The organism is Arthrobacter sp. V1I9, from assembly GCF_030817075.1.
In the GTDB taxonomy this organism is placed as follows: Bacteria; Actinomycetota; Actinomycetes; order Actinomycetales; family Micrococcaceae; genus Arthrobacter.
Window position 1 is genome coordinate 3,809,695 of the sequence record NZ_JAUSYU010000001.1, and the last position, 22,990, is coordinate 3,832,684.

Below are 22,990 nucleotides of genomic sequence, written 5' to 3' on the forward strand. Positions count from 1 at the left end.
CCGTGGCCGCTTCGCAAACCCCCGCAACCGATTCCAAGCCGGCGCAGCGGCCCCTCATCATGCGCTTCGCGGCGAGGTCCGACGTCGGCAGAATCCGCTCCAAAAACGACGATTCCGCTTATGTGGGGCGCCATTTGGCCGTAGTAGCCGATGGCATGGGCGGGCACGCGGGCGGCGACGTCGCCTCGGCTGCCACCGTCCTGGACATGATCCACCTGGACCGCGGCGACTACACCGGGGACGCCGCCACCACCCTGGCCGACGAGATCCAGACCGCCAACTCCCTGCTGTCTGAGCTTGTGCACATCAACCCCAAATTGGCCGGCATGGGCACCACCGTCACGTCGCTCCTGCTCGCCGAGGGAAAGCTGCACTTTGCCCACATCGGTGATTCCCGGGCCTATCGTCTGCGGAACGGCGTATTTGAGCAGGTCAGCGTGGACCACACATTCGTGCAAAGGCTTATCGATGAGGGGCGGCTCCGGCCCGAGGAAGCCGAAACCCATCCGCACAAAAACGTCCTGATGCGCGTCCTGGGTGACGTCGACGCGAGCCCCGAGCTGGACCTGGACACCTTGGACGTGGAACCGGGGGAACGCTGGCTCCTCTGCTCGGATGGCCTCAACTACGTCGCCGGGCACGCTGTTGAACGCACCGTGCGCGAAACCAAGGACCTCCGCGAGTGCGTAGAGACCCTGGTGGATCTCACCCTCGAGGCTGGCTCACCGGACAACGTCACCGTCGTGATGCTTGAAATCGTGGAAGAAACGCCCGACGACGTCAGTACAGCCGCCGTCGACGTCATTCCTTCCCTCGAAGTCACCAAGGCCGCTGCCGTGGCGCAGAACGCGGGCTCCCCCGCTGCTAAAGCACCGGATTCGGTGGACGGCGGAAAGCCTGCTGCCGGCGATCCGGCGGGACCGCCCGCTGCCAACGCTTCAAACTCCGGCCCGGGCAAGGAACCACCCGCATCGGAACAAGGCGACAACAACGGCAACTCAGAGTCCTCTGAAGCCGGAGCAACAGACCCGCACCTCGGCGAGCACCTCTCTGCCGAAGTCCTCCGCGACGAACTCGCGTCCCGCCCGCACGAACTCGTGGGAGCAGCCGCGTCAGCCGCGGCGTCCGGCTCCATTCCCACCATCGCCGGCCGCACCGTGGCACGTCGCGCCGCCACCCTCCTGACACACAAGGCTGAACCGCAAACCAGCGAAGCGGACGACACTGTCGTGCCTCTCAGGCCACGGCGGTGGCTGACCTGGTCCATTGCCGCATCCGTGCTGGTGGTACTGACCATCGGGCTTTGGCTCGGATACGCCTGGACCCAGACCCGCTACTACGTCGGCGAGTTCGATTCCCGCGTGGCTATTTATAATGGCGTTTCCCAGCGTTTGGGTCCCATCCAGCTCTCCAGCCTCGAGACGGTCACGGCTATCCGGATGGATTCCCTTCCGCCGTTCTCGCAGCAACGGGTCCGCCAGACCGTGCCTGCCCAGGACCTCTACGATGCCCAGCGCATCGTGAAGAACCTCGAACTGACGGGCACCACGTCGCCTGAAGAAGAGTGCGTGCCGCCGTCGGCGTCTCCTTCGGCCTCCGCCAGCCCAAGCGCTCGGGCCACTTCTTCGGGCACCGCCACCCCGGCACCCAAGGCCTCCGCCACCGCTTCAGCCACCGCAACCTCGACGCCCAGCGCCTCGACCACCCCGGCGAGCCCGTCCCCCACAGCCAGTCCCACAATTACCTGCGAGGTGGGCCAATGAGCCAGCTCAGTACCACGCCCAAGCCGCGCCGAAACGTGGAACTTGCGTTGCTGTTTCTTGCCCTTGCAGTAGGCATCGGCGCCAACATGCTGGTGGGGGTGGACCAGGAAACGGCCTTTGACTCTGACTTCTGGTTCCAGTCAAGCCTCCTCGCTGTCGCCGCCCTGGTATTCCATGGCGTGCTCCGCTTCCGTGCGAAATATGCTGACCCGGTAATACTTCCCCTGGTGGTGGCCCTGAACGGCATCGGCCTTGCCATGATCCACCGGCTGGACCCGCCCGGAGACGATACAGGCAACAACCAGCTCCGCTGGACCCTCATCGCCATGGCCGTGGCCATCGCCGTGATCTGGTTCCTTAAGGACCACCGCATTCTGCGCAAATTTACCTTCATCTCGCTGGCCGCCAGCGCCCTGCTACTGGTGCTGCCGCTGATTCCCGGCATCAGTGCGGGCGAAATCCTTGGCGCCCGGGTATGGATCCGGCTCGGCCCCATGACGTTCCAGCCAGGTGAAGTCGCCAAAATCACCCTGGCCATATTCTTCGCCGGGTACCTATCCTCGAACCGGGACCTGATCCTGCTGGCCGGCCGGAAAATTGGGCCACTGCAGTTCCCCCGGTTCAAGGACATGGGCCCCATGATTACGGCCTGGCTGGTGAGCATCGGGGTGCTCATCTTCCAGCGCGACCTCGGCTCATCCGTGCTCTTCTTCGGCCTGTTCATTGTCATGATCTACGTTGCAACCAGCCGCATCAGCTGGGTAGTGATCGGCCTGGCCCTCATCCTCGGCGGCGGATTCGCGGCGTCGCGGGTCTTCTCGCACGTTGAACTGCGCATCGACGGCTGGCTCAACGCGTTCACCGAAGAGGTCTACGGCCGTGCCCCCGGTGGAAGCCACCAGATCGTTCAGGGACTCTTCGGCATGGCCAACGGCGGCCTCGTGGGAACAGGCCTGGGCCAGGGCCGTCCGGACCTGGTTCCATTCGCCAACAGCGACATGATTATTGCCTCCCTCGGCGAGGAACTTGGCCTGATCGGACTCTTTGCCATCGTCCTGATGTACCTGCTGCTCTTCACCCGCGGCTTCCGCGCGGCCCTGGGCACCCGGGATGCGTTCGGCAAGCTCCTCGCGTGCGGCCTCTCCTTCGCCGTCGCGCTGCAGTGCTTCGTGGTCATCGGGGGCGTCACCCGGCTCATTCCGTTGACGGGCCTCACCACGCCTTTCCTGGCCGCCGGCGGTTCCTCCCTGCTGGCCAACTGGATCATCGTGGGCCTGCTCCTGATGATTTCCCATACCGCCCGCGGTCCGGTGGACACCACACCCCTGCCTGCCGCTAAGGGCGCGGAATCTGTGGGCATAGATACTCCAACCGAGGCGGTGAAGCACCTGTGAACCAGGCAATACGGCATTCATGGGTAGCAGCGATCGCGATGTTTGCCCTCATCTTCGGCGCCATCAGCTACGTCCAGGTGGTCGGCGCGGAGGAGCTCGAGAATAATCCCTGGAACCAGCGCGCCATCCTTCAGGACTACTGCAATGACCGCGGCGCCATCGTCGTGGCCGGAACGCCGGTGGCGGAGTCTGTGGAGAGCGGTTCGGAGACGTGTGCGTTCCAGCGGACCTACCCGCAGCCGGAGCTGTACGCCGGGATCACCGGGTACTTCTCCCAGAACTACGGCGCCACAGGCCTGGAACAGGCCATGCGGGAGCAGTTGGCAGGCGACGCGGATCAACTGTTCCTGGACCGGGTGGGCCAGCTTTTCCTGGGCAACCAGCCGAAGGGCGCATCGGTGGAACTCACCATCGATCCGGAGATCCAGCGGCTGGCCTACGATCTCATTCCTGACGGGCAGCGCGGCTCCATTGTGGTGACCAACCCGAAGACAGGTGCGATCCTGGCCATGGTGTCCAAGCCGTCCTACAACCCCAACCTCGTTGCCACCCAGAATCCCGCCGAAGAGTCGGCCAACATTAACGAACTCGTCAAGGTCCCCGGCATCAACCTGAACCCGAACGTCAGCGGTCCAACCGGCGAACTGCTCGCCCCGGGTTCGGTTTTCAAACTCGTGGACACCGCTGCTGCCCTTGCCTCCGGCAAGTACAACAAGGACAGCGAACTTCCGAATCCCGCCGAGATGCCCTTCCCTGGCATCCAGTACAAGCTTCCCAACTATGCAGGCGGCAACTGCTACACGCGCGACACGGCGGATTTTGCTTTCGCGCTGCAGCAGTCCTGCAACACCCCCTTCGCCAGCATCGCCCTGGACCTTGGACGCGATGCGATCGCCGAGCAGGCCAGGAAGTTCGGATTTGCCGAGGACATGGGAGACCAGCTGAAGCTCGGTTACGCCCGGGGCAATGGATTCCCGGACGATCTGGACGAGCCGGGACTGGCCCAGTCCGCCATCGGACAGCGGGACGTCCGGGCCACACCCCTGCAGGTTGCCATGATGACCGCGGCCATCGCGAACGACGGCGTGCAGATGAGGCCCAACCTCATCAAGGCCCTGCGTTCCCCGGACCTTCGGGTCATCGACGAACCGCAGCCTGAACAGCTGCGCACCTCCACCACCCCGGAGATCGCCAACCAGATCACGGAATGGATGACCAGCGCGGTCAGCGAGGGCATCGCCAACAGGGCAGCCGTTCCGGGCGTCGACGTGGCGGGCAAAACGGGGACTGCAGAGTTGGGCAATGGCGCGAACAACTCCTGGTTTACCGGCTTTGCCCCGGCCAACAACCCGCAGGTGGGTGTCACGATCGTCATGGAGGGCGTGGACATCAACACCGGCGCACAGCTTACGAGTCCGAACGCGAAGAGAATTTTTGAGGCGGTGTTGAATAAGTGAGGCCTACAACCGGAATCACCCTCGGCGGCAGATTCCAGCTGACCACGCGGATCGCGATTGGCGGCATGGGTGAAGTCTGGAAAGCCAAAGACCTCGTCCTCGGCCGCATCGTCGCCATCAAGGTGTTGAAAGAGGAGTACACGGGAGATCCCGGCTTCCTTCAGCGCTTCCGCGCAGAGGCCCGCCACACCGCCCTGCTCAACCACGTTGGTATCGCCAACGTTTTTGACTACGGCGAGGAAGAGGGCTCCGCCTACCTGGTGATGGAACTGGTACCGGGCCAGCCGCTCAGCGCCATCATCGAACATGAGCAGGTGCTGTCCCCGGACCGCACGCTGTCCATCATCGCGCAGACCGCCCGCGCCTTGGCCGTTGCGCATGCCCAGGGACTGGTGCACCGCGACGTCAAGCCGGGAAACCTGCTGATCACCCCTGAAGGTCGCGTGAAGGTCACCGACTTTGGCATCGCCCGCCTTGCTGACCAGGTGCCCCTTACCCAGACCGGCCAGGTGATGGGCACGGCCCAGTACCTGGCACCTGAGCAAGCCACCGGCCAGACGGCCACGGGTTCTTCGGATATCTACTCGCTGGGCGTCATCGGCTACGAATGCCTCTCGGGGCACCGGCCGTTCTCCGGTGAGTCCCAAATCGCCATCGCCCTCGCCCAGGTCAACGATGCGCCGCCGCCACTGCCGGAATCACTTCCCACCCCGGTGCGCGCCCTCCTGATGTCCATGCTCGCCAAGGATCCCAAGAACCGGCCCGCCAATGCCATCAAGCTGGCAGAAGCAGCGGAAGCCATCCGGAACGGAGACGTCAGCGCAGCACGCGCTGCCGTCCCGGGCATGCTCCTGTTTGATGCTGACACGGGTCCCATCACCGCCCCCGTGGACACCGCAACCGCCCCCACCGGTGTCATCGGTGCGGAGCGGGACAGTTCGCCCACTGCCACGTCCGCGTTGCCGGTGTTAGGCGCTGGTGCTGCCGGTGCTGCAGCGGGAATGGCGGCCGGTGCAGCACCATCTCCTGCGGATGCTGATGAACCGCAGGGTACGCTCGCCCGGGCCAATGCCCTCGCCGCCGAGCGGAAATGGGTCCCGGAAGAATCAACGTACGACGACGAGCCCGCCGACGAGCCCCGGCGCAAGGGCCGCAGCCCCTGGACTTGGCCCCTCATCGCCCTGGTCCTGCTGCTCCTGTTCGCGCTGGCCGGGTTCCTGGTGAACCAGCTCGGAGTCTTCTCCCCGTCCGGCAATCCCTCATCCAGTTCTCCCGCAACCAGCGCCCCCGCCACCTCGGCAACCCCCACCCGGGCAACGCCGTCGGCCACACCCACCCAGACCGTCACCACACCCGCGCCCACCACCGCCCCAACACCGGAGACCGTGGACGTCATCCCTGAGGCCTACCTGGGGAAGGACTACCGGACGGTCCAGTCCCAGCTTTCCGCGCTCAATCTGGACGTCACGGTCCAGCCCCAAGTTGATGCGAACTCGGCTCCCAACTCGGTGATCGCCCTGTCCCGCTCGGGCCGGGTGGAAGTGGGATCGCCCGTGACGGTCACGTATGCAGTGGCACCGCCCGCCCCCACCACATCCACTCCGGCGCCAACCCCGACCCCGGTACCCACAACCTCCTCCGTTGCAGCCCCAACTGCACAGCCGTCACTCCCGGATTGCGCCGAAGACGAGCTGCCGGGGCTGCCCCCGACCTGCCAGCCGTAATCGCCAGGACAGCCAATGAACGAGTCAGCGCGCACACCGTCGCACCGGGAGGACAACCTTCCGGTGGATAACCGGCGTGTCCTGAGCGGACGATACGAGCTGGGCGGCCTCATCGGCCGGGGCGGTATGGCGGACGTGCACCGGGGCCTGGACACCCGGCTGGGGCGGACCGTGGCCGTCAAGCTTTTGCGCCCGGACATGGCGCGTGATCCCCAGTTCCAGGCGCGCTTCAAGCGCGAAGCCCAGGCCGTGGCTGCCTTGAACCACCCATCCATTGTGGCGATCTACGATACGGGCGAGCACCTCGTCCACGACGGTTCGGACGACAACGTCCGGGTGCCGTACATCGTGATGGAATTCGTTGAGGGCAAGACCATCCGGGACCTTATCCGGGCCAACGACGTCACCATCGCCCAGGCAATCGATTACTGCCTGGGCGTGCTCGCGGCCCTGGAGTACAGCCACAAGGCCGGCATCGTGCACCGGGACATCAAGCCGGCCAACGTGATGTACTGCGAAGGCACGGACTCGGTGAAGGTCATGGACTTTGGCATCGCCCGTGCCATTGCGGATTCCTCAGCCACTATGACCCAGACGCAGGCCGTGGTGGGAACTGCCCAGTATCTGTCCCCTGAACAGGCCCGCGGCGAAACAGTGGATGCACGCAGCGACCTCTACTCCGCCGCCTGCCTCCTCTACGAAATGCTGACCTCGCGGCCACCGTTCGTTGGTGACAGCCCGGTGTCCGTTGCTTACCAACACGTCCGTGAGATTCCGGCACCGGCCAGCAGCCTGAACCCGGAGATTTCGCCTGCGCTGGACACCGTACTGGCCAAAGCGCTGCAAAAGAACCGCGACGACAGGTTCCAGGATGCCGCCGCTTTTATGCGTGCCCTGCGGGCCGCCAGGGCAGGTATCCCTGTTCCCGCTGTCTCCGCCTCTGAAGCGCCCACCGATCCCAACGACCACGTCCCAACGCCTTCCACTGGCCCTGCCACTGAAGCGTTTGCGGTGACCGGTGCCAGCTTCCTCGACGACACGCCCACCGGCCGGCTCGCTGCCACGAGTGCACTGGCGGACGACGGCGGCCGCATAGCTCCCGCCGCTTATGAACTTTCCACACGGGATGAGTTGCCCCTGGGCCTGCCTCCGGAACGCGAGCGGACTGCGCGGCAGAAGTCCCGCCGTCGTGCATGGATCAGCACCCTGGTGATCTTCACCGTCCTGGTCCTTGCCGGCGGCGGACTGTGGTTGTACAACATTGTGAACCGCCCGGCACCCCCGCCGCCCAAGATTGCGATTCCGGCGGTGGCCGCCATGACTGAGTCCGCGGCGCTGCAGGAACTCTACGGCGCGGACTTCGAGCCCCGGATAGTCCGTTCGCAACACGCTACAGTGCCCAAGGGCACCGCCATCGGCACGGATCCGGCCTCCGGTGTGGCCATGGACCCAGGATCCGAAGTGATCCTGAAGATCTCCGACGGACCCAGCGCCGTCAAGATTCCGGACACCCTCCCGGGCAAGACGGAAGCTGCGGCGCGGGACATGCTGCGGCAGATCGGGCTGGTGGGCGCACCCTCCACCACCACCGCCAACAGCGCCACGGTTCCGGCCGGCATCGTGATAACCACAAGCCCCGCCCCAGGGCAGAGCGTCGGCATAGGCACAAACGTCGAACTGGTGGTGTCAACGGGCAAGGTGGCAGTACCGGAACTGCGCGGACTGACCCGGCAGGAAGCAGAAGCAGCGCTGAAGGAACTGGGCCTGGTACCTGCCGTCACCGAGGCCGAGAACGCGCAGGTGGAACCAGGCAGGGTCACTGATCAGAGCGACGCCGTGAACTCCGCGGTGGAACAGGGAAAGACCGTCGCCATCGTGGTGGCCAAGGCACCGCCCCCGCCGCCCACCGCCAAACCAACTCCGACGGAGACGGAGCCGGCGCCTGACCCCGATCCAGATCCAGACCCCGACCACGATCCGGATCCGGATCCGGATCCGGAGAGGTCCGGCAGGAGGGGTTGACCCCGTACTCCCGCCTCGCCTCAGCGGCCGGCTTCGGTCAGCGGCGCACTGGGCTTGTTCTGCTGGGCCGGTTCTGTCTGGTCAGTGCTGGATGAGCGGGCTCAGCTTGGCTGCCCGCGCAGCCGCGCCTTTCATACCCAGGGACTCCAACCAGTTTCCCAGCATCTGGTAGCCGCCCTCGGTCAGCACGGATTCCGGGTGGAACTGCACGCCGCACAAGGGCGCCGTCCTGTGCTGGAGGCCCATCACCACTCCGGTGGCAGTTTCCGCTGTGACCTCCAGGACGTCAGGAAGGGTGTCCCGCACCGCAGCGAGCGAGTGATAGCGGGTGGCCGTGACGGGGGAGGGGAGACCCGAAAAAACGCTGGTTCCGATGTGCTCCACCAGGGAGGTCTTCCCGTGCATAAGTTCCGGTGCGTGGGTTACCTTGCCGCCGAACGCTTCGGCCAACGCCTGGTGCCCCAGGCAGACGCCGAACATGGGCACGCTGTTCTCGCCGCACCACCTGATGAGTTCGATGCAGACGCCGGCTTCGGCCGGGTTGCCCGGGCCGGGTGAGATCAGCACGCCGTCGCGGGTGCCGGCCAGTTCGATGGCTTCCGCGAGGGTGACGTCGTCGTTGCGGACCACTGTGGTCTCTGCGCCGAGCTCCTGGAGGTAGCCCACCAGGGTGTAGACAAAGCTGTCGTAGTTATCCACCACGAGGATCTTGGTTGTGGTCATGGCTGGCTTGCGGCACCAATCGTTGAGTCGGTGAATGCGGTGTACCCGGACATCCAGGGAAAAAGGAATTGAACCATCAATACCAGTGCCGCGGCGATGAGCACCAGCGACGTGACGATCCGCAGCCACAAAGGCCCGGGCAGATGGCGGAAAATCCAGCCGTACATGCTCAGCCCCGTCCAACCGCTGCGGCCACCTGGGCTGCGATTTCAGCGGGTGGACCGGCGGACGCAGGGCGCCACGTGTCCAGCAGTGCATAGGCGATGATGCGTTCTTCCGCCCCGAAGCGGGGGTTGCAGCTGGTCATGGTGAGGAAGCTTTCCGTGGGGGTGACACCCGGAAGGGTGGGCACCGGTTCCAGGACGTCGGTCCGCGACGGCATCACAATCTGGTTGTTGCGGAAGACATACACGTAATAGCCGTCCTTGGTCTGAACGTAGATCTTGTCCCCGGGCACCAGGGTGTGGATGTTGTCCAGAACGGCGCCGTGAGTCTGGCGGTGCCCGGCAACAGCGAAGTTGCCCACCGCTCCCGGCATGGCCGTGTTGGCGTAGTGTCCCAATCCCAGCGTGTCCAGCACGTCGCCAGTGGTTCCCTGAACGATGGGCCGGGTGTAGCGTTCGCCGAACCGGGGAATGTACATGATGCCGATGGTGCCTGCATGGCCCGGTGCAGCCGAAACCACCGGGGGACCAAAATTCTGGGGAGCCGCCGGAGCTGCCGGTGCGTCAGGGGCGGCTGGAGCCGCGGCGCCGAGGTCCTGGGCGAACTCCTTGATGACTTCGCTCTGCTTCGCGTCGGATTCCACGTTGGTCCACCACAGCTGCCAAGCAACGAAGAGAAGAAGGATGATTCCGGCTGTTATGAGCAGCTCACCCACAACCTGAATGGTCCCGCGCAGAATTACGACGCCGGCAGCCGGCGCAGCGGCGGGCCTCGCCTTCTCCTGCAGTACCACGGGTTCTCCTCCGGGCGGGTGCAATGGGCATTGGTGACCCATGACTACGGCTAGAATTGGCTGCTAGTAAGAATCCAGATTTGACCAAGATCGCGCAGACCGCTGGCAACATCCTTCTTGCAGGATATCAAGCCCGGAACGCCGAGCTTGCCTCAGCCCGCCAAGGAGAGCCCGTGCCCGAGTCAAAGCCTCGCAAGAAGACCGCCAGCACCCCCCAGCAGGCTACGTCGCAGTCCTACAAGCCCAACCCGGTCTGGTTCAAGCCGGTCATGTTCGGCCTGATGATCATCGGCCTCTTTTGGATCATCACGTTCTACATCAGCGAAGGCCGCCTCCCGGTCCAGGCATGGGAATCCTGGAACATCGTGGCCGGCTTCGGCATCGCGATCATCGGCTTCCTGATGACCACCCGGTGGCGCTCATAGTTCCTGACCGCGGCGCAGCCGTCAACGCTGCAGCTGCCGCCGGTGGCGCAGTGGTCGGCGAGGACGGCCTCGCCCGGCCGGTATGGGCGTCGGTGGATCCGCTCCTGCGCAACTACTACGACCAGGAGTGGGGCCTTCCTGTTACCGACGAACAGGGGCTCTACGAACGCATCTGTCTGGAGGGATTCCAGGCAGGTCTGTCCTGGGCAACCATCCTTCGGAAGCGCCCGGCTTTCAGGGCGGCCTTTGCAGACTTCAACCCAGACGCGGTAGCCCTTTTTACCGAGGCCGACATCGAACGGCTCCTGCAGGACCCCGGCATCGTCCGGAACCGGCTGAAGGTCCGCTCTGCCGTGACCAATGCACAGGCCACCCTCGCGCTGCGAAAGGAAGGCGGCCTGGTGGACTTCGTCTGGCAGTTCAAACCGGTTGATACGCCCCGCCCTGCGGCCCACTCCGACATCCCCACCGAGTCGGCGGAGTCGATTGCCCTGTCCAAGGCACTCCGGAAGAAGGGGTTCTCGTTCGTCGGCCCCACCACCATGTTTGCCCTCATGGAAGCCATAGGCATGGTGGATACACACCTGCTGGACAGCCACCGCCGCGGTTCCTCAGGAATCTGGCCGGGCCCCACCTCTAAGTAGTTTTCCCCAACTGTTGGGAAAGTTATCCACACTGTTGAAAACTTCGACGGGCAGATGGCAAGCAGGCTTCGTAAGCGCCCTGCAGGGCCAAACTGCTAATCACGCCGCCGATATGCAGTTATTAACAGTGTGGAAGACCTGTGGATAACGAGGCCCCGCTGTGAAAACCGTGCATCAGCCATCCCGGCGGACGGGATGGTGGCTGGTGATGGAAACCCGGTTGAACGCGTTCATGGTGATCACCAGCCAACTGACGACCGAAAATTCCTCGTCCGTGAGGTGCTCGCGGGCGAACGCTTCCTCGTGGGCCTGTGAACGATGGTCCGGCAACTCCGTGATGCTTTCGGCCAGGGCAAGGGCAGCCCGTTCCTTTTCGGTGAAAAGAGCCGTCTCGCGCCAGGCGGGGAGCACCGCCAGCCGCTGCCCGCTCTCGCCCGCCTTCAGCGCGTCCCTGACATGGACGTCCAGGCAGTACGCGCAGCCGTTGAGCTGCGATATGCGGACGTGCAGGAGTTCTACAGTCTTCCCGTCCAGCCCCGCCGCGTCGGCCGCCTCACGGACTTTGAGCCCCAGCCCGTTGAGTGCCCGCCACAGGGCAGGATGCTGCTTGTCAAGGAAGATGTGCTGCGTGGTAGCGCTCAAAGGATTCTCCTGGTCAGAAGGCTGGGCAGGCAGTGACAGTCAGCCGGAAAGCTGGGCTGCCACCCAGCTTCAACTACCCCACCGCAGTTGTCCACTTACCAACACCGCGATACCCACAACTTATCCACACCTGTGGAAACTTGCGGGCACTGCCGGGAGCCGGTGGCTCTCTTCGCCCTGCGACGCGGGGAATCACGGAAATGCGATTACATCGCTGTCACTTATTAACACTGTGCACAAACTTGTTGAAAGAGGGGGACAGTCGCTCTTGTATTGCCTGTATCAGGCTTTCTTCCACCGCTTTATCCACAAATCGCCCAGGTTGGTCCGCTTTATCCACTTACGCACACCGGTATCCCCAAGAGTTATCCACAGATGTGGATTCCGGGAGGCGCTGTAGCGGCGAGGTCCCGCCGCTTCGCCGGAAAGGGGCTTTTCCCGAATGAACTACAGTCGTGTAAGTTACCAACACTGTGGATAAGTCCTGTGGATAAGAAAAGGTCCCGACACCATCGGTGTCGGGACCTTCCCAAGAGGACGCTTGCCCTGGCCATAGGGCTGAGGGTCTATGGCCTACATGGAAATTTTGGCCCAGCTCGCGGCAGCCAGCAGCACCAGGACCGCCACCAGGCCTGCTGCCTGGATAAGACCCTGCCGCCGCCCACGGGGAGTGTAGGCGAGAACTGCCGCGCAGAGGGCACCTATTACCAGGCCGCCCAAGTGCGCCTGCCATGCGATCTGCGGGATCAGGAATCCAATCACGCCGTTGATCGCAATCAGAACCCAGAGTTGGCGGGTATCCCCGCCGCGATGGCGCTGCACCAGGAGCATGGCGCCGAAGAGGCCAAAGATGGCACCTGAAGCACCTACAACCCCTACCAACCCCTGTCCCGGCACCAGAACGGGATTCAGGAGCAGGTATCCAACGGAGCCGCCTACTGCAGAAATGAGGTACAACGCCAGGAAGCGGGCACGGCCCAGGAGTGGCTCAAGGGCCTGGCCAAAGATCCACAGCGTGTACATGTTCAGAGCAATGTGCAGGACGGAGTCCGGCGAATGCAGGAAAGCTGCGGTGAGCATCCGCCACGGTTCAAACGCCCCATATTCAGGGGTAGCGAACACGTTGTTGTAGGCGAACTGTTCGTAGACCACTTGGCCCGGAATGAGCCACTGCAGCGCGTACATCAGCGCACAAAGGGCGATGATTCCGTACGTCACCAGCGGTTTGCCCGACGCTACGGCGCCGCCGTAGACCGTCCGGACCTCCGGCGTCGTGCGCCTTGTTTCATTGACGCAGTCAACGCACTGGAATCCGACGGCGGCCGCCCGCTGGCAGTCCGGGCACGCGGGGCGCCCGCAGCGCTGGCAGCGCACATAGGATGGCCGGTCCGGATGCCGCGGGCATACCGGAACCTGCGCGGACGGCTCAGCCGACGGAATTCCGTAACTCATGCGTCGAAATTACAGCTGTTCGATGTCGATGCTGTTGATGGTGACGTCCTCCACCGGGCGGTCGCCCATGCCGGTGCGGACGCCCTCGATGGCATCGACTACCTTCTTGGATTCCTCGTCAGCCACTTCACCAAAGATGCTGTGCTTGCCCTGCAGCCAGTCAGTGGGAATGGTGGTGATGAAGAACTGGGAACCGTTGGTGCCCTTGCCCATCCGGATGCCGGCGTTGGCCATGGCCAGCTTGTAGGGCTGGTTGAAGCTGAGTTCGGGGTGGATCTCGTCGTCGAACTGGTAGCCTGGGCCACCCACGCCACGGCCCAGCGGATCGCCGGCCTGGATCATGAAGTCCTTAATGATGCGGTGGAAGATGGTGCCGTTGTACAGCGGCGTGCCCGTCTTCTCCTCGCCCGACTCCGGGTGGGTCCACGCCTGCTCCCCGGTGGCGAGGCCAACGAAGTTCTTGACCGTTTTGGGCGCATGGTTGCCGAAGAGGTTGACGACGATGTCGCCGAGGCTGGTGTGGATGGTTGCTTTTGCGGTTGCGATTGCAGTCATAGGGCTCATTCTTTCACGGCGGTCCGGGGTGGGGACGGCTGTGACAACAGTTCCGCGCTGGGTGAAATCCGCCTAAAATCCGCAGAGCGAATAGCCGGTGAACATCAAGCCACGTAGGCTAACCACAGACCGTCACATTAAATCGGGAGGTAGTTGTGAAGAAATCGGATCGTATTGCCCGTGAGCTTGAGCTGTCAGTCACCAGCGCCGTAGAGAATGCCAGGGATTGGGCGGGCCCCCGTGTGGAAGCAGCAGTTGACCGCCTGCAGCACAGCCTGGATGCGGCATCTCCCAAGATCCAGGAAAGCCTGAAGACTGCCGCGTACAGGGCTGCGGACGGCGTCGCTGTGGTGACACCGCGCATCCAGGATGGCCTTGCGCAGCTCGCTCCCCGGATCAATGACGCCGTGGAGGGCGCTTCGCCGCGCCTGCATGAGGCCCTGGACCGGGCAACACCGGTCATCCTTAATGCGCGGGACCGCGTTGTGGTCGAGTACCTGCCCCGTCTGTCGGACCAGATCGGTGTCGCGTCAGGCGTGGTGCACCGGACGCTGGAGAACACGCCGGCACACGTTGACGCCGTAGCCCAGAAGCTTGGGGACGTCGGGATCATCCACGCCCTTCAGGAGCAGGCCCTGGCCACCGGCACGCAGCTCAAAGCGGCCGCAACCCAGGCCGGCCGCACGGCTACCGTCCAGCTCGCTGAGCCGGAGACGCCGAAGAAGCGCGGCTGGCTGGTCTTCGGTGTTATCGCCGCAGCAGTTGCCGCCGGCGTGGCGGCCTGGAAAGCCTCCAAGCCCGTGGAGGACCCGTGGAAGACGCCCTCACCCGTCACCGGCACCGGCACGCCTGCACCGGTTCCGGCCACCACAGTGAACGAGGTTCCGGAAGCGACCACCGGATCCGCCTCCGAGGTTGCAGAGGCTGCCGAGGACACGGCCGGAGACGGCACTGACAAGGCCAAGCACGTAGCCGAGGACGTCTCCAGCAGCACTGCCGCGGACAAGGGCACCGTCCAGCCCTAGCAGTCCACGTTCCTTGTGAGGGGTCCCGCCTTTTAGGCGGGGCCCCTCATTCGTCTCCGGCATTGCGCCCTCCCGGCTGGACATCTGATCGGTGCTAGATTTGGACTGATGCCAGCCGACCAATCCTCTGGGGATGCCTTGAACGACGCAGCAGAACTGCCCCGCGTATCAATAGTTATCCCGGCATATAACGAGGAGAGCGTGATCCGGCAGTGCCTCATAGCTGCCATCTACCAGTCTGTTCCCGCGCACGAGATCATCGTTGTGGATAACCTGTCAAAGGACCGCACTGCGGACATTGTCCGGCAGATGCAGCTCGAGTATCCGGAAAGCCCCATCATCCTGCTCAGCCAGGACAGGGAACAGGGCCTCATTCCCACCCGGAACTTCGGCCTGGACAACGCCACCGGGGACATTCTGGGCCGGATCGACGCGGACTCCGTAGTGGAGCCGGACTGGGTGGAGCAGGTGCAGCGGGCATTCCTGGACCAATCAGTCCAGGCAGCCACCGGCCCTGTGGTCTACTACGACATGCCCATGCGCCGCTTCGGCCTTAAGGCCGATGACAAGATGCGCCAGCTCATGCTGAAGCTCGCCAAACACCAGTACCACTTCCTGTTCGGCTCCAACATGGCCCTGCGTTCATCTGCCTGGCAAATCATCCGGTCAGAGACCTGCCGCGACGAGAAGGACGAGATGCATGAGGACATCGATCTTTCCCTGCACCTGGCGGACCACGACCTGAAGATCAATTACTGTCCGCAGATGGTTTCCGGCATGTCCGCACGCCGGCTGGAGGACTCACCGCGGGACTACCGCTACTACGTCACTCGGTTTGACCGGACCTACAAGGCCCACAACGTCAAGAAGATGGCCCTCAAGGCGCCCATGGTGGTGTTTTTCTCGGTGTACTTCCCGGCGAAACTCCTGCGCGCCATCCACACGGTCAACACAGCGCAGCCCGTCCGCCGCGGCGGTCAGTAGGGGTTTTTCTGCCAGGGCTTCTTCAGCCGGCGAGGGGTCAGTCAGTCCCCAGTTCCGCCAGGGGACGCTCCGGCGGTCCATTAGCGTCGCCTGTACCTTTGTCCCGTCCCCGCCACGCTGCCCTTCCGGGCTTCTGCCCGAGGACGACGACGGCGAGTCCCACCAGGATGAGCGCCAGCCCGGCGTACGTGCCGGCAGGGAGCACCTCGTCCAGGAACAGGGCTGCGAGCAGGGCCGCGCCGGGGATCTCCAGAAGGATGATCATCGATACCAGGAGCGGACTCCAGGTGGCCAGCAGATGGTTGAAGGCAGTGTGCCCAATAAGCTGTGCGCAGACGGTGATGGCTGCGATGCCGAGCCAACCGGCGGCTTCGAACCCCACCAGCGGCTGGCCGCCAAGCAGGGCCAGAACGGCCACCAGCGCGGCACACATCCCGTAGCACAGCGTGGTGTAGGTTCCCGTGGTCATGCTTTGGCGGGCCTTGCCGCCTGCAAGCGTGTAGAGTCCGGCCAAGGCGCCGCCGGCCACCGCCAGCAGGTCTCCCGTCAGTGCTTCAGGAGAAGATCCCATGTCGAAGCCCGTGATGGCCACGACGCCGCCAAACGCGATGCCCAGCCCGGCCAGCACCTGCCAGCGGTGCCTGGTGCCCCGGAAAAGCTGGAAGACCGCGATCCATGCGGACTGGAGGCAGACCAGGGCTGTGGCTGCGGCAACGGACGTCAGCTGCAGGGAAGTGATGAAGCAGGCAAAGTGCAGGGCCAGTGCGACGGCGGCCAGCACGGACCAGCGGAACTCCGCCTTCGTAACCCTCCCGAACTGGGCCGGCTCCCGAACGAGGGTAGGGGTGGCCATGACGGCGGCACCGATGGCATTCCGCCAGAAGGCTATGGCCAGCGCACTGACACTGGTAGCTCCAAGCGTGGCAGCTATCAAGGGGCCGGAGGAGGCAACGCCCAGCACGCCCAGGGCCGCGAAAAACAAGTTCACTGTCCAACCCTAATGTTGGCTGCTGCGGGGCAAACAAAAGTCCCGGCCAGCGTTGGACGCTAACCGGGACTTTCTTATGGTGGAGGCACGGGGACTCGAACCCCGAACCCCCTGCTTGCAAAGCAGGTGCGCTACCAATTGCGCCATGCCCCCATAAGAAGCAACCCGTCCATCATACCCTAGAACCACGGGGCTTCTGACCAGCCCCCGGACCAGGTGTCCGGCCTAGTCAACCGTATCGGTCGACTTGCTCCAGACTGTCTTCCGGGCTTCGGATTCCTGTGCCTTGCGGTAGACCAGGACGCCTGCGATGGCAGCTGCCAGTACCAGCAACTTCTTCACATGCTCCCCATTCCGGTCCGGCCGCAGTGATGCGAACCGAACCTCCACTTGAACCTGCACAGGTTCCGTGGGCGTACCAGGACTTGAACCTGGGACCTCTTCGTTATCAGCGAAGCGCTCTAACCGCCTGAGCTATACGCCCCGATACCTCATCGGGCCGAGACATGACTTTACAGCACATCCCGGCCCGATCTCAAATCGGGCGTCTCCACCGGCGATTAGCCGGTGAAAACAGGACCTAGTCGTCCGTGAGGGTAACGCCGATGCCGCCCACCAAGGTGGCAGCGATGTTGTAGAGCACGGCAGAGAGCATGGAGAGCGCGGTCAGCAGGACAACGTTCACCACGGCGATGATGGTGGCGAAGGAAGCCACCTGGCCCAGTGAAGCAACCTTCTTCAGCTCGAAGCCGCCGCCCTCGGAGCCAGCAAGCGTCCCCAGCAGGCTGTCCACCTGGTCAAAGATCCCCGTGAGGTCCAGGACTGTCCATAGAACGATTGCGGCCACCACGGTAACGATTCCCAACGCCACCGAGAGCAGGAACGCCATCTTCAGCACGGACCAGGGATCCACCTTGCTGACCAGCAGCCGCGCGCGCCGAACCTTGGCCTTCGGCGCCGGCTTCACCAGTCCGGGCGTCCCCTGCGCAGGACGCTGGCCCTGTGCGGGGCTTCCCTGCGCCGGCCGCTGACCGGGCTGGCCCTGCACGGGCCGCTGACCCTGTGCCGGACTTCCAGTGGCCGTGCGCGGGGCCGGCTGGCCCGACGCCGGACGGTCGCTTTGGACAGGCCGCTGGCCGGGAGCCGAGGGGCGCTGGCCCGGAGCAGCTGCCGGCGCTGCCGGCGCTGCCGGCCGCTGCTGGGGACGAACAGGAGCGTTCACGCGGGGCGCAGCCGAGGGCCGGCTTCCCTCGGGAACAGAAGTGTTCGGCTTGGGAAATGAGTCCGGATTACTCACTCGTTACCTCCGTGTTGTCTTCGTTCGGCTCAGCGTCGCCCGAGGCGTCCTCTGACTCTACGGCCGGTGATTCTTCTGCCACTGCTGACTCTGCGGCTTCCTCCGGGGAACCGCCATCTTCAGCCAACGTTACGTCATCCTCAAGCGATTCCTCGCCCTCGAGTCCGCGTTCGCTGTTCCGTGCCACTTCGATGATCCGGTCGTTTTTGTCCGGCTTGGCGAAGATGACGCCCATGGTGTCGCGACCCTTGGCGGGGACACCGGCCACGGAGGAACGGACAACCTTGCCGCCCTCCATGACCACCAGCACTTCATCTTCTTCCTGGACGATCAGCGCCCCCACCAGGTCACCGCGTCCTTCTGCCAGCTTGGCAACCTTGATGCCCAGGCCGCCGCGGCCCTGGAGCCGGTATTCGTCCACCGCAGTGCGTTTGGCGTAACCGCCCTCGGTCACGATGAATACGTACGAACCGTCAGTCACCACGTTGGCAGCCAGGAGTTCGTCCTCCTCGCGGAACTTCATGCCAGTAACACCGGAGGTGGCCCGGCCCATCGGGCGCAGGGCGTCCTCGGTTGCGGTGAAGCGGATGGACTGGCCCTTGCGGGACACCAGCAGGAGGTCATCGGTTTCCGAAACCAGCTGTGCAGAGACCAGTTCGTCACCGTCGCGGAGGTTGATGGCGATCACGCCCGCGGAGCGGTTGGTGTCGTAGTCCTCCAGGCGGGTCTTCTTAACCAGTCCCCGCTTGGTGGCGAGAACAAGGTAAGGCGCCTGCTGGTAGTCCTTCAGGTCCAGGACCTGGGCAATGTGTTCGTCCGGCTGGAAGGCCATGAGGTTGGCCACGTGCTGGCCCTTGGCGTCACGGCCCGCTTCCATCAGCTCATAGGCCTTGGCGCGGTAAACCCGCCCGAGGTTGGTGAAGAACAGCAGCCAGTGGTGGGTGGTGGTGACAAAGAAGTGTTCCACCACATCGTCGCCGCGGAGCTGGGCGCCCTTGATGCCCTTGCCGCCGCGCTGCTGGGACCGGTAGTTGTCGCTCCGGGTGCGCTTGACGTAGCCGCCGCGGGTGATGGTGACCACCATCTCCTCTTCGGGGATGAGGTCCTCCATGGACATGTCGCCGTCGTAACCCATGAGGATCTTGGTGCGCCGGTCATCGCCGTGCTTGGCTACGATTTCACCCAGCTCGTTGCTAATGATTTCGCGCTGGCGCTGCTCGGAGGCGAGGATCTCGTTGTACTCGGCGATGAGGGCTTCAAGCTCTGAATGCCGGTCCTGGATTTTCTGGCGCTCCAAAGCCGCCAGGCGGCGCAGCTGCATGTCCAGGATGGCCCGGGCCTGCAGTTCGTCGATGTCCAGCAGTTCCATCAGGCCGTCGCGTGCTGCCTCGGTGGTGTTGGAAGCACGGATGAGGGCAATGACTTCGTCCAGCATGTCCAATGCCTTGAGGAGTGCCCGCAGGATGTGGGCTTCTTCCTCGGCCTTGCGCAGCCGGTACCGGGTGCGCCGGGCGATGACGTCCATCTGGTGGGTCACCCAGTGCCGGATGAAGGCGTCAAGGCTCAGCGTCCTCGGGACTCCGTCCACGATGGCCAGCATGTTGGCGGAGAAGTTGCTCTGCAGTTCGGTGTGCTTGTAAAGGTTGTTCAGCACTACCTTCGGCACGGCATCGCGCTTCAGGACGATGACCAGGCGCTGACCGGTGCGGCCGGAAGTTTCATCGCGCAGGTCGGCGATGCCCTGGATCTTGCCGTCCTTCACCAGTTCGGCGATCTTGATGGCCAGGTTGTCCGGGTTCGCCTGGTACGGCAATTCCGTGACCACGAGGCAGGTGCGTCCCTGCAGTTCCTCCACGTTCACCACGGCCCGCATGGTGACGGAGCCCCGGCCGGTCCGGTAAGCATCCTCGATGCCCTTGTGGCCCAGAATGGTGGCGCCGGTGGGGAAATCGGGGCCCTTGACCCGCAGCAGGAGCTCTTCCAGCAGTTCCTCGCGGCTGGCTCCCGGGTTGGCCAGGTACCACTGCACACCGTCCGCTACCTCGCGGAGGTTGTGCGGCGGAATGTTGGTGGCCATGCCGACGGCGATGCCCGAGGATCCGTTGACCAGCAGGTTGGGGAACCGGGCCGGCAGGATGGTGGGTTCCTGGTTCTTGCCGTCGTAGTTGTCCTGGAAATCGACTGTTTCCTCGTCGATGTCCCGAACCATTTCCATGGCCAGCGGCGCCATCTTCGTCTCGGTGTAACGGGGTGCAGCAGCACCATCGTTGCCCGGGGAGCCGAAGTTGCCCTGGCCGAGGGCCAGCGGGTAGCGCATGGTCCAGTCCTGGATCAGGCGGACCAGCGCGTCGTAGATCGCGGTGTCGCCATGGGGGTGGTACTGGCCCATGACCTCGCCCACCACACGGGCGCACTTGTTGAAGGAGCGCTCCGGACGGTAGCCGCCGTCGAACATGGCGTACAACACGCGGCGGTGGACCGGCTTAAGGCCGTCCCGGACGTCAGGGAGGGCGCGGCCCACAATAACGGCCATGGCGTAGTCCAGGTAGGACCGCTGCATTTCCGTCTGCAGGTCCACCTGCTCCACGCGGTCCACCAGCACGTCGCCTTCAAGAACGGTGTCCGGGTTTCCGGCCTCGGGGACCGGATTTCCGGGTGTTTCGTCACTCATTTTCTATTTCCGTTTCAGGTATATGTCAGTTCTGGAATATGCGAAGGGAGTGCCCTTAGATATCCAGGAACCTGACGTCCTTGGCGTTCTGCTGGATGAAATTGCGGCGTGATTCCACGTCCTCGCCCATCAGGACGGAGAAAATCTGGTCCGCGGCGAGGGCGTCATCCATGGTGACCTGCAGCAGCGTGCGGTGGTCCGGATCCATGGTGGTGTCCCACAGTTCCGTGTAGTCCATCTCACCGAGACCCTTGTAACGCTGGATGCCGTTGTCCTTGGGGATGCGGCGCCCGGCTGCCTGGCCGGCAACCAGCTTCGCGTCGCGCTCCCTGTCGCTGTAGACGTAGTCGTGGGCGGCATTGGACCACTTGATGCGGTAAAGCGGCGGCTGGGCGAGGTAGACGTAGCCGTTCTCGATCAACGGACGCATGTAGCGGAACAGCAGTGTCATCAGGAGGGTGGTGATGTGCTGGCCGTCCACATCGGCGTCTGCCATCAGCACGATCTTGTGGTACCGCAGCTTGGCGAGGTCAAAGTCCTCACCGATACCGGTTCCGAACGCCGTGATCATGGACTGGACCTCTGCGTTGCCCAGTGCCTTGTCCAGGCGGGCACGCTCCACGTTGAGAATTTTGCCGCGCAGCGGAAGGATGGCCTGAGTCTCAGGGTTCCGGCCGCGCTTGGCGGAGCCACCTGCCGAGTCACCCTCCACGATGTAGACCTCGCACTTCTCCGGATCCTTGGAGGAGCAGTCGGACAGCTTGCCCGGCATGCCGAAGGATTCCAGCGGGCTCTTGCGGCGCGCGTTGTCACGGGCCTTGCGGGCCGCCATACGTGCTTGGGCAGCGGAAATCGCCTTGCGGATCACGTCCCTGGCAGGGCCGGGGTTGCGTTCCAGCCAGTCACCGAGCCCGTCAGTGACAACGCGCTGCACGAAGCCCTTGACCTCGGAGTTGCCCAGCTTGGTTTTGGTCTGGCCCTCGAACTGGGGCTCAGCAAGCTTGACGGAAATGACGGCGGTGAGGCCCTCACGGATATCGTCACCGGTGAGGTTGTCGTCCTTTTCCTTGATGATTCCCTTTTCGCGCGCGTAGCGGTTGATCAGGGAGGTCATGGCAGCGCGGAAACCCTCTTCGTGCGTACCGCCCTCATGAGTATTGATGGTGTTGGCGTAGGTGTGGACGCTTTCGGAGTAGGCGTTGGTCCACTGCATCGCCATTTCCAGGGCAATCCGGCGTTCTTTGTCCTCGGTCTCGAAGGCAATGACGTCCTCGTGGACAACTTCCACCTTCTTGCCGGAGTTCAGGTGTTTGACGTAGTCCAGCAGGCCTTCGTTGTATTGGTAGACCACCGTGCGGTGCTCTGCGCTGACTTCGCCCTCGGTGACTACACCGTCGAGGTCCAGGTCAGCGTCCGCTTCGCTGTCGCTGGCCGAGGTGCGTTCGTCGGTCAGGGTGATGCGCAATCCCTTGTTGAGGAATGCCATCTGCTGGAAGCGTGCGCGCAACGTCTCGAAATCGAACTCGGTGCTCTCGAAGATCTCGGCGTCCGGGTAAAAGGTCTGGGTGGTTCCGGTGCGGTCGGTTTCCTCACCCTTGACCAGGCTGCCCTGGGGCTTGCCGCCGTCGGCAAAGGACATCCGCCAGACGTGGCCCTGACGGCGGACCTCGGTGTCCACTCTGCTGGAGAGAGCATTAACAACGGAGATACCCACGCCGTGCAGGCCGCCGGATACGGCATAACCGCCGCCGCCGAACTTGCCGCCGGCGTGCAGGATGGTCATAACAACTTCGACGGTGGGTTTGTGCTCCGTGGGGTGCATGTCAACGGGAATACCGCGGCCGTCGTCCACAACCTTCACACCGCCGTCGGCCTGAAGCACTACCTCGATGTGTGTGCAGTAGCCGGCCAGGGCTTCATCCACAGAGTTGTCCACCACTTCGTATACCAAGTGATGGAGTCCGCGTGGTCCGGTGGAACCGATGTACATGCCCGGACGCTTCCGCACTGCCTCCAGGCCTTCAAGGACAGTGATGTCGCTGGCGCCGTACTCGCGTGGAGTGGGAGCTTCCGCAGGGGTGTCGGGCGTGCGGGCATCCTCGACTGCGGGTTCAACTGCCAGGATGTCTGTATTGTCGTTAGCCACAGGCGCTGTCGACTCCTCTGTTCTCGATGATGGCCGACCGATTCTTTCCCCGGTTCCACCAGGACTGTCATCTGCCGGCAGGCACAAACTTATAGCGCCGGTTATTAGCTGATGGTGGAG

20 protein-coding genes and 2 tRNA genes are annotated in these 22,990 nt (G+C 63.9%); 9 read left to right on the top strand and 13 right to left on the bottom strand.

Going from position 1 to position 22,990, the window contains the following annotated elements:
• Positions 1–2: 2 nt before the first annotated feature.
• From QFZ70_RS17790 to pknB, 5 genes are read left to right on the top strand one after another with little or no spacing between them, the layout of a single operon-like run.
• Positions 3–1,763: a protein phosphatase 2C domain-containing protein gene (locus QFZ70_RS17790; protein ID WP_373461612.1), complete on the top strand. Its 1,761-nt coding sequence runs from the start codon at positions 3–5 to the stop codon at positions 1,761–1,763.
• On the top strand, positions 1,760–3,157 hold the full coding sequence (locus QFZ70_RS17795; protein WP_307097508.1) for an FtsW/RodA/SpoVE family cell cycle protein: 1,398 nt from the start codon (positions 1,760–1,762) through the stop codon (positions 3,155–3,157). The genes QFZ70_RS17790 and QFZ70_RS17795 overlap by 4 nt, the downstream gene beginning before the upstream one ends.
• The gene (locus QFZ70_RS17800; RefSeq protein ID WP_307097509.1) at positions 3,154–4,614 is read left to right on the top strand and encodes a penicillin-binding protein 2; all 1,461 of its coding nucleotides are present in this window, start codon (positions 3,154–3,156) and stop codon (positions 4,612–4,614) included. Before QFZ70_RS17795 ends, QFZ70_RS17800 begins: the two co-directional genes overlap by 4 nt.
• Positions 4,611–6,338, top strand: coding sequence for a serine/threonine-protein kinase (locus QFZ70_RS17805; protein ID WP_307097510.1), 1,728 nt, complete (start codon positions 4,611–4,613; stop codon positions 6,336–6,338). Before QFZ70_RS17800 ends, QFZ70_RS17805 begins: the two co-directional genes overlap by 4 nt.
• A gap of 15 nt (positions 6,339–6,353) precedes the next feature.
• Positions 6,354–8,360, top strand: a complete 2,007-nt coding sequence (gene pknB / locus QFZ70_RS17810; protein WP_307097512.1) for a Stk1 family PASTA domain-containing Ser/Thr kinase — start codon at positions 6,354–6,356, stop codon at positions 8,358–8,360.
• A gap of 81 nt (positions 8,361–8,441) precedes the next feature.
• On the opposite strand, the gene QFZ70_RS17815 is transcribed toward pknB, so the two are convergent.
• Genes QFZ70_RS17815 through QFZ70_RS17825 form a run of 3 tightly spaced genes read right to left on the bottom strand, consistent with a single transcriptional unit; the run spans position 8,442 to position 10,041 of the window.
• Positions 8,442–9,083 carry an aminodeoxychorismate/anthranilate synthase component II gene (locus QFZ70_RS17815; RefSeq protein WP_307097514.1) on the bottom strand — a complete coding sequence of 214 codons (642 nt, stop codon included), beginning with the start codon at positions 9,081–9,083 and terminating at the stop codon, positions 8,442–8,444.
• Positions 9,080–9,250 (bottom strand): hypothetical protein, encoded by a 171-nt coding sequence (locus tag QFZ70_RS17820; protein ID WP_307097516.1) that lies wholly within the window; start codon positions 9,248–9,250, stop codon positions 9,080–9,082. The genes QFZ70_RS17815 and QFZ70_RS17820 overlap by 4 nt, the downstream gene beginning before the upstream one ends.
• 2 nt (positions 9,251–9,252) lie before the next feature.
• The gene (locus tag QFZ70_RS17825) at positions 9,253–10,041 is read right to left on the bottom strand and encodes a class E sortase (RefSeq protein ID WP_307097518.1); all 789 of its coding nucleotides are present in this window, start codon (positions 10,039–10,041) and stop codon (positions 9,253–9,255) included.
• Between the two features lie 173 nt (positions 10,042–10,214).
• On the opposite strand from QFZ70_RS17825, the gene QFZ70_RS17830 reads away from it, so the two are divergent.
• Together QFZ70_RS17830 and QFZ70_RS17835 are read left to right on the top strand one after the other, a co-directional pair.
• Positions 10,215–10,466 (top strand): cell division protein CrgA, encoded by a 252-nt coding sequence (locus QFZ70_RS17830; protein WP_307097935.1) that lies wholly within the window; start codon positions 10,215–10,217, stop codon positions 10,464–10,466.
• Positions 10,454–11,110 (top strand): DNA-3-methyladenine glycosylase I, encoded by a 657-nt coding sequence (locus QFZ70_RS17835; RefSeq protein ID WP_373461613.1) that lies wholly within the window; start codon positions 10,454–10,456, stop codon positions 11,108–11,110. Before QFZ70_RS17830 ends, QFZ70_RS17835 begins: the two co-directional genes overlap by 13 nt.
• 174 nt (positions 11,111–11,284) lie before the next feature.
• On the opposite strand, the gene QFZ70_RS17840 is transcribed toward QFZ70_RS17835, so the two are convergent.
• The 3 genes from QFZ70_RS17840 to QFZ70_RS17850 form a co-directional block, all read right to left on the bottom strand.
• Positions 11,285–11,752 carry a carboxymuconolactone decarboxylase family protein gene (locus QFZ70_RS17840; protein WP_307097520.1) on the bottom strand — a complete coding sequence of 156 codons (468 nt, stop codon included), beginning with the start codon at positions 11,750–11,752 and terminating at the stop codon, positions 11,285–11,287.
• Between the two features lie 573 nt (positions 11,753–12,325).
• Positions 12,326–13,204, bottom strand: a complete 879-nt coding sequence (locus QFZ70_RS17845; RefSeq protein ID WP_307097521.1) for a rhomboid family intramembrane serine protease — start codon at positions 13,202–13,204, stop codon at positions 12,326–12,328.
• 9 nt (positions 13,205–13,213) lie between these two features.
• Entirely contained in the window at positions 13,214–13,759 is a 546-nt protein-coding gene (locus QFZ70_RS17850; protein WP_104043860.1) for a peptidylprolyl isomerase, read from the bottom strand.
• Between the two features lie 155 nt (positions 13,760–13,914).
• Between QFZ70_RS17850 and QFZ70_RS17855 the strand changes: the two genes are divergently transcribed.
• The gene (locus QFZ70_RS17855; protein ID WP_307097522.1) at positions 13,915–14,784 is read left to right on the top strand and encodes a hypothetical protein; all 870 of its coding nucleotides are present in this window, start codon (positions 13,915–13,917) and stop codon (positions 14,782–14,784) included.
• Positions 14,785–14,892: 108 nt separating this feature from the next.
• Positions 14,893–15,768, top strand: a complete 876-nt coding sequence (locus QFZ70_RS17860; protein WP_307097523.1) for a glycosyltransferase family 2 protein — start codon at positions 14,893–14,895, stop codon at positions 15,766–15,768.
• A 37-nt stretch (positions 15,769–15,805) separates the two neighbouring features.
• Here QFZ70_RS17860 and QFZ70_RS17865 read toward each other — a convergent pair whose 3' ends face one another.
• From QFZ70_RS17865 to gyrB, 7 genes are all read right to left on the bottom strand, one after another.
• A complete protein-coding gene (locus tag QFZ70_RS17865; protein ID WP_307097525.1) occupies positions 15,806–16,756 on the bottom strand; it encodes a DMT family transporter in 951 nt (316 codons plus the stop codon).
• Between the two features lie 77 nt (positions 16,757–16,833).
• Positions 16,834–16,909: transfer RNA gene (locus tag QFZ70_RS17870), tRNA-Ala, on the bottom strand.
• A 72-nt stretch (positions 16,910–16,981) separates the two neighbouring features.
• On the bottom strand, positions 16,982–17,098 hold the full coding sequence (locus QFZ70_RS17875) for a DLW-39 family protein (RefSeq protein WP_229748488.1): 117 nt from the start codon (positions 17,096–17,098) through the stop codon (positions 16,982–16,984).
• 68 nt (positions 17,099–17,166) lie between these two features.
• Positions 17,167–17,240, bottom strand: a tRNA-Ile gene (locus QFZ70_RS17880).
• A 96-nt stretch (positions 17,241–17,336) separates the two neighbouring features.
• Positions 17,337–18,053 (bottom strand): DUF3566 domain-containing protein, encoded by a 717-nt coding sequence (locus QFZ70_RS17885; protein WP_307097526.1) that lies wholly within the window; start codon positions 18,051–18,053, stop codon positions 17,337–17,339.
• Positions 18,046–20,724: a DNA gyrase subunit A gene (gene gyrA / locus QFZ70_RS17890; protein WP_307097528.1), complete on the bottom strand. Its 2,679-nt coding sequence runs from the start codon at positions 20,722–20,724 to the stop codon at positions 18,046–18,048. Before gyrA ends, QFZ70_RS17885 begins: the two co-directional genes overlap by 8 nt.
• A 55-nt stretch (positions 20,725–20,779) precedes the next feature.
• Positions 20,780–22,870 (bottom strand): DNA topoisomerase (ATP-hydrolyzing) subunit B, encoded by a 2,091-nt coding sequence (gene gyrB / locus QFZ70_RS17895; RefSeq protein ID WP_307097529.1) that lies wholly within the window; start codon positions 22,868–22,870, stop codon positions 20,780–20,782.
• Between the last annotated feature and the right edge of the window lie 120 nt (positions 22,871–22,990).

Bases quoted from the DNA above. Each gene is read 5' to 3' on its own strand.
- QFZ70_RS17795 (WP_307097508.1), top strand. From the start codon at position 1,760: ATGAGCCAGCTCAGTACCACGCCCAAGCCGCGCCGAAACGTGGAACTT.
- pknB (WP_307097512.1), top strand. From the start codon at position 6,354: ATGAACGAGTCAGCGCGCACACCGTCGCACCGGGAGGACAACCTTCCG.
- QFZ70_RS17815 (WP_307097514.1), bottom strand. From the start codon at position 9,083: ATGACCACAACCAAGATCCTCGTGGTGGATAACTACGACAGCTTTGTC.
- QFZ70_RS17820 (WP_307097516.1), bottom strand. From the start codon at position 9,250: ATGTACGGCTGGATTTTCCGCCATCTGCCCGGGCCTTTGTGGCTGCGG.
- QFZ70_RS17845 (WP_307097521.1), bottom strand. From the start codon at position 13,204: ATGAGTTACGGAATTCCGTCGGCTGAGCCGTCCGCGCAGGTTCCGGTA.
- QFZ70_RS17850 (WP_104043860.1), bottom strand. From the start codon at position 13,759: ATGACTGCAATCGCAACCGCAAAAGCAACCATCCACACCAGCCTCGGC.
- QFZ70_RS17860 (WP_307097523.1), top strand. From the start codon at position 14,893: ATGCCAGCCGACCAATCCTCTGGGGATGCCTTGAACGACGCAGCAGAA.
- gyrA (WP_307097528.1), bottom strand. From the start codon at position 20,724: ATGAGTGACGAAACACCCGGAAATCCGGTCCCCGAGGCCGGAAACCCG.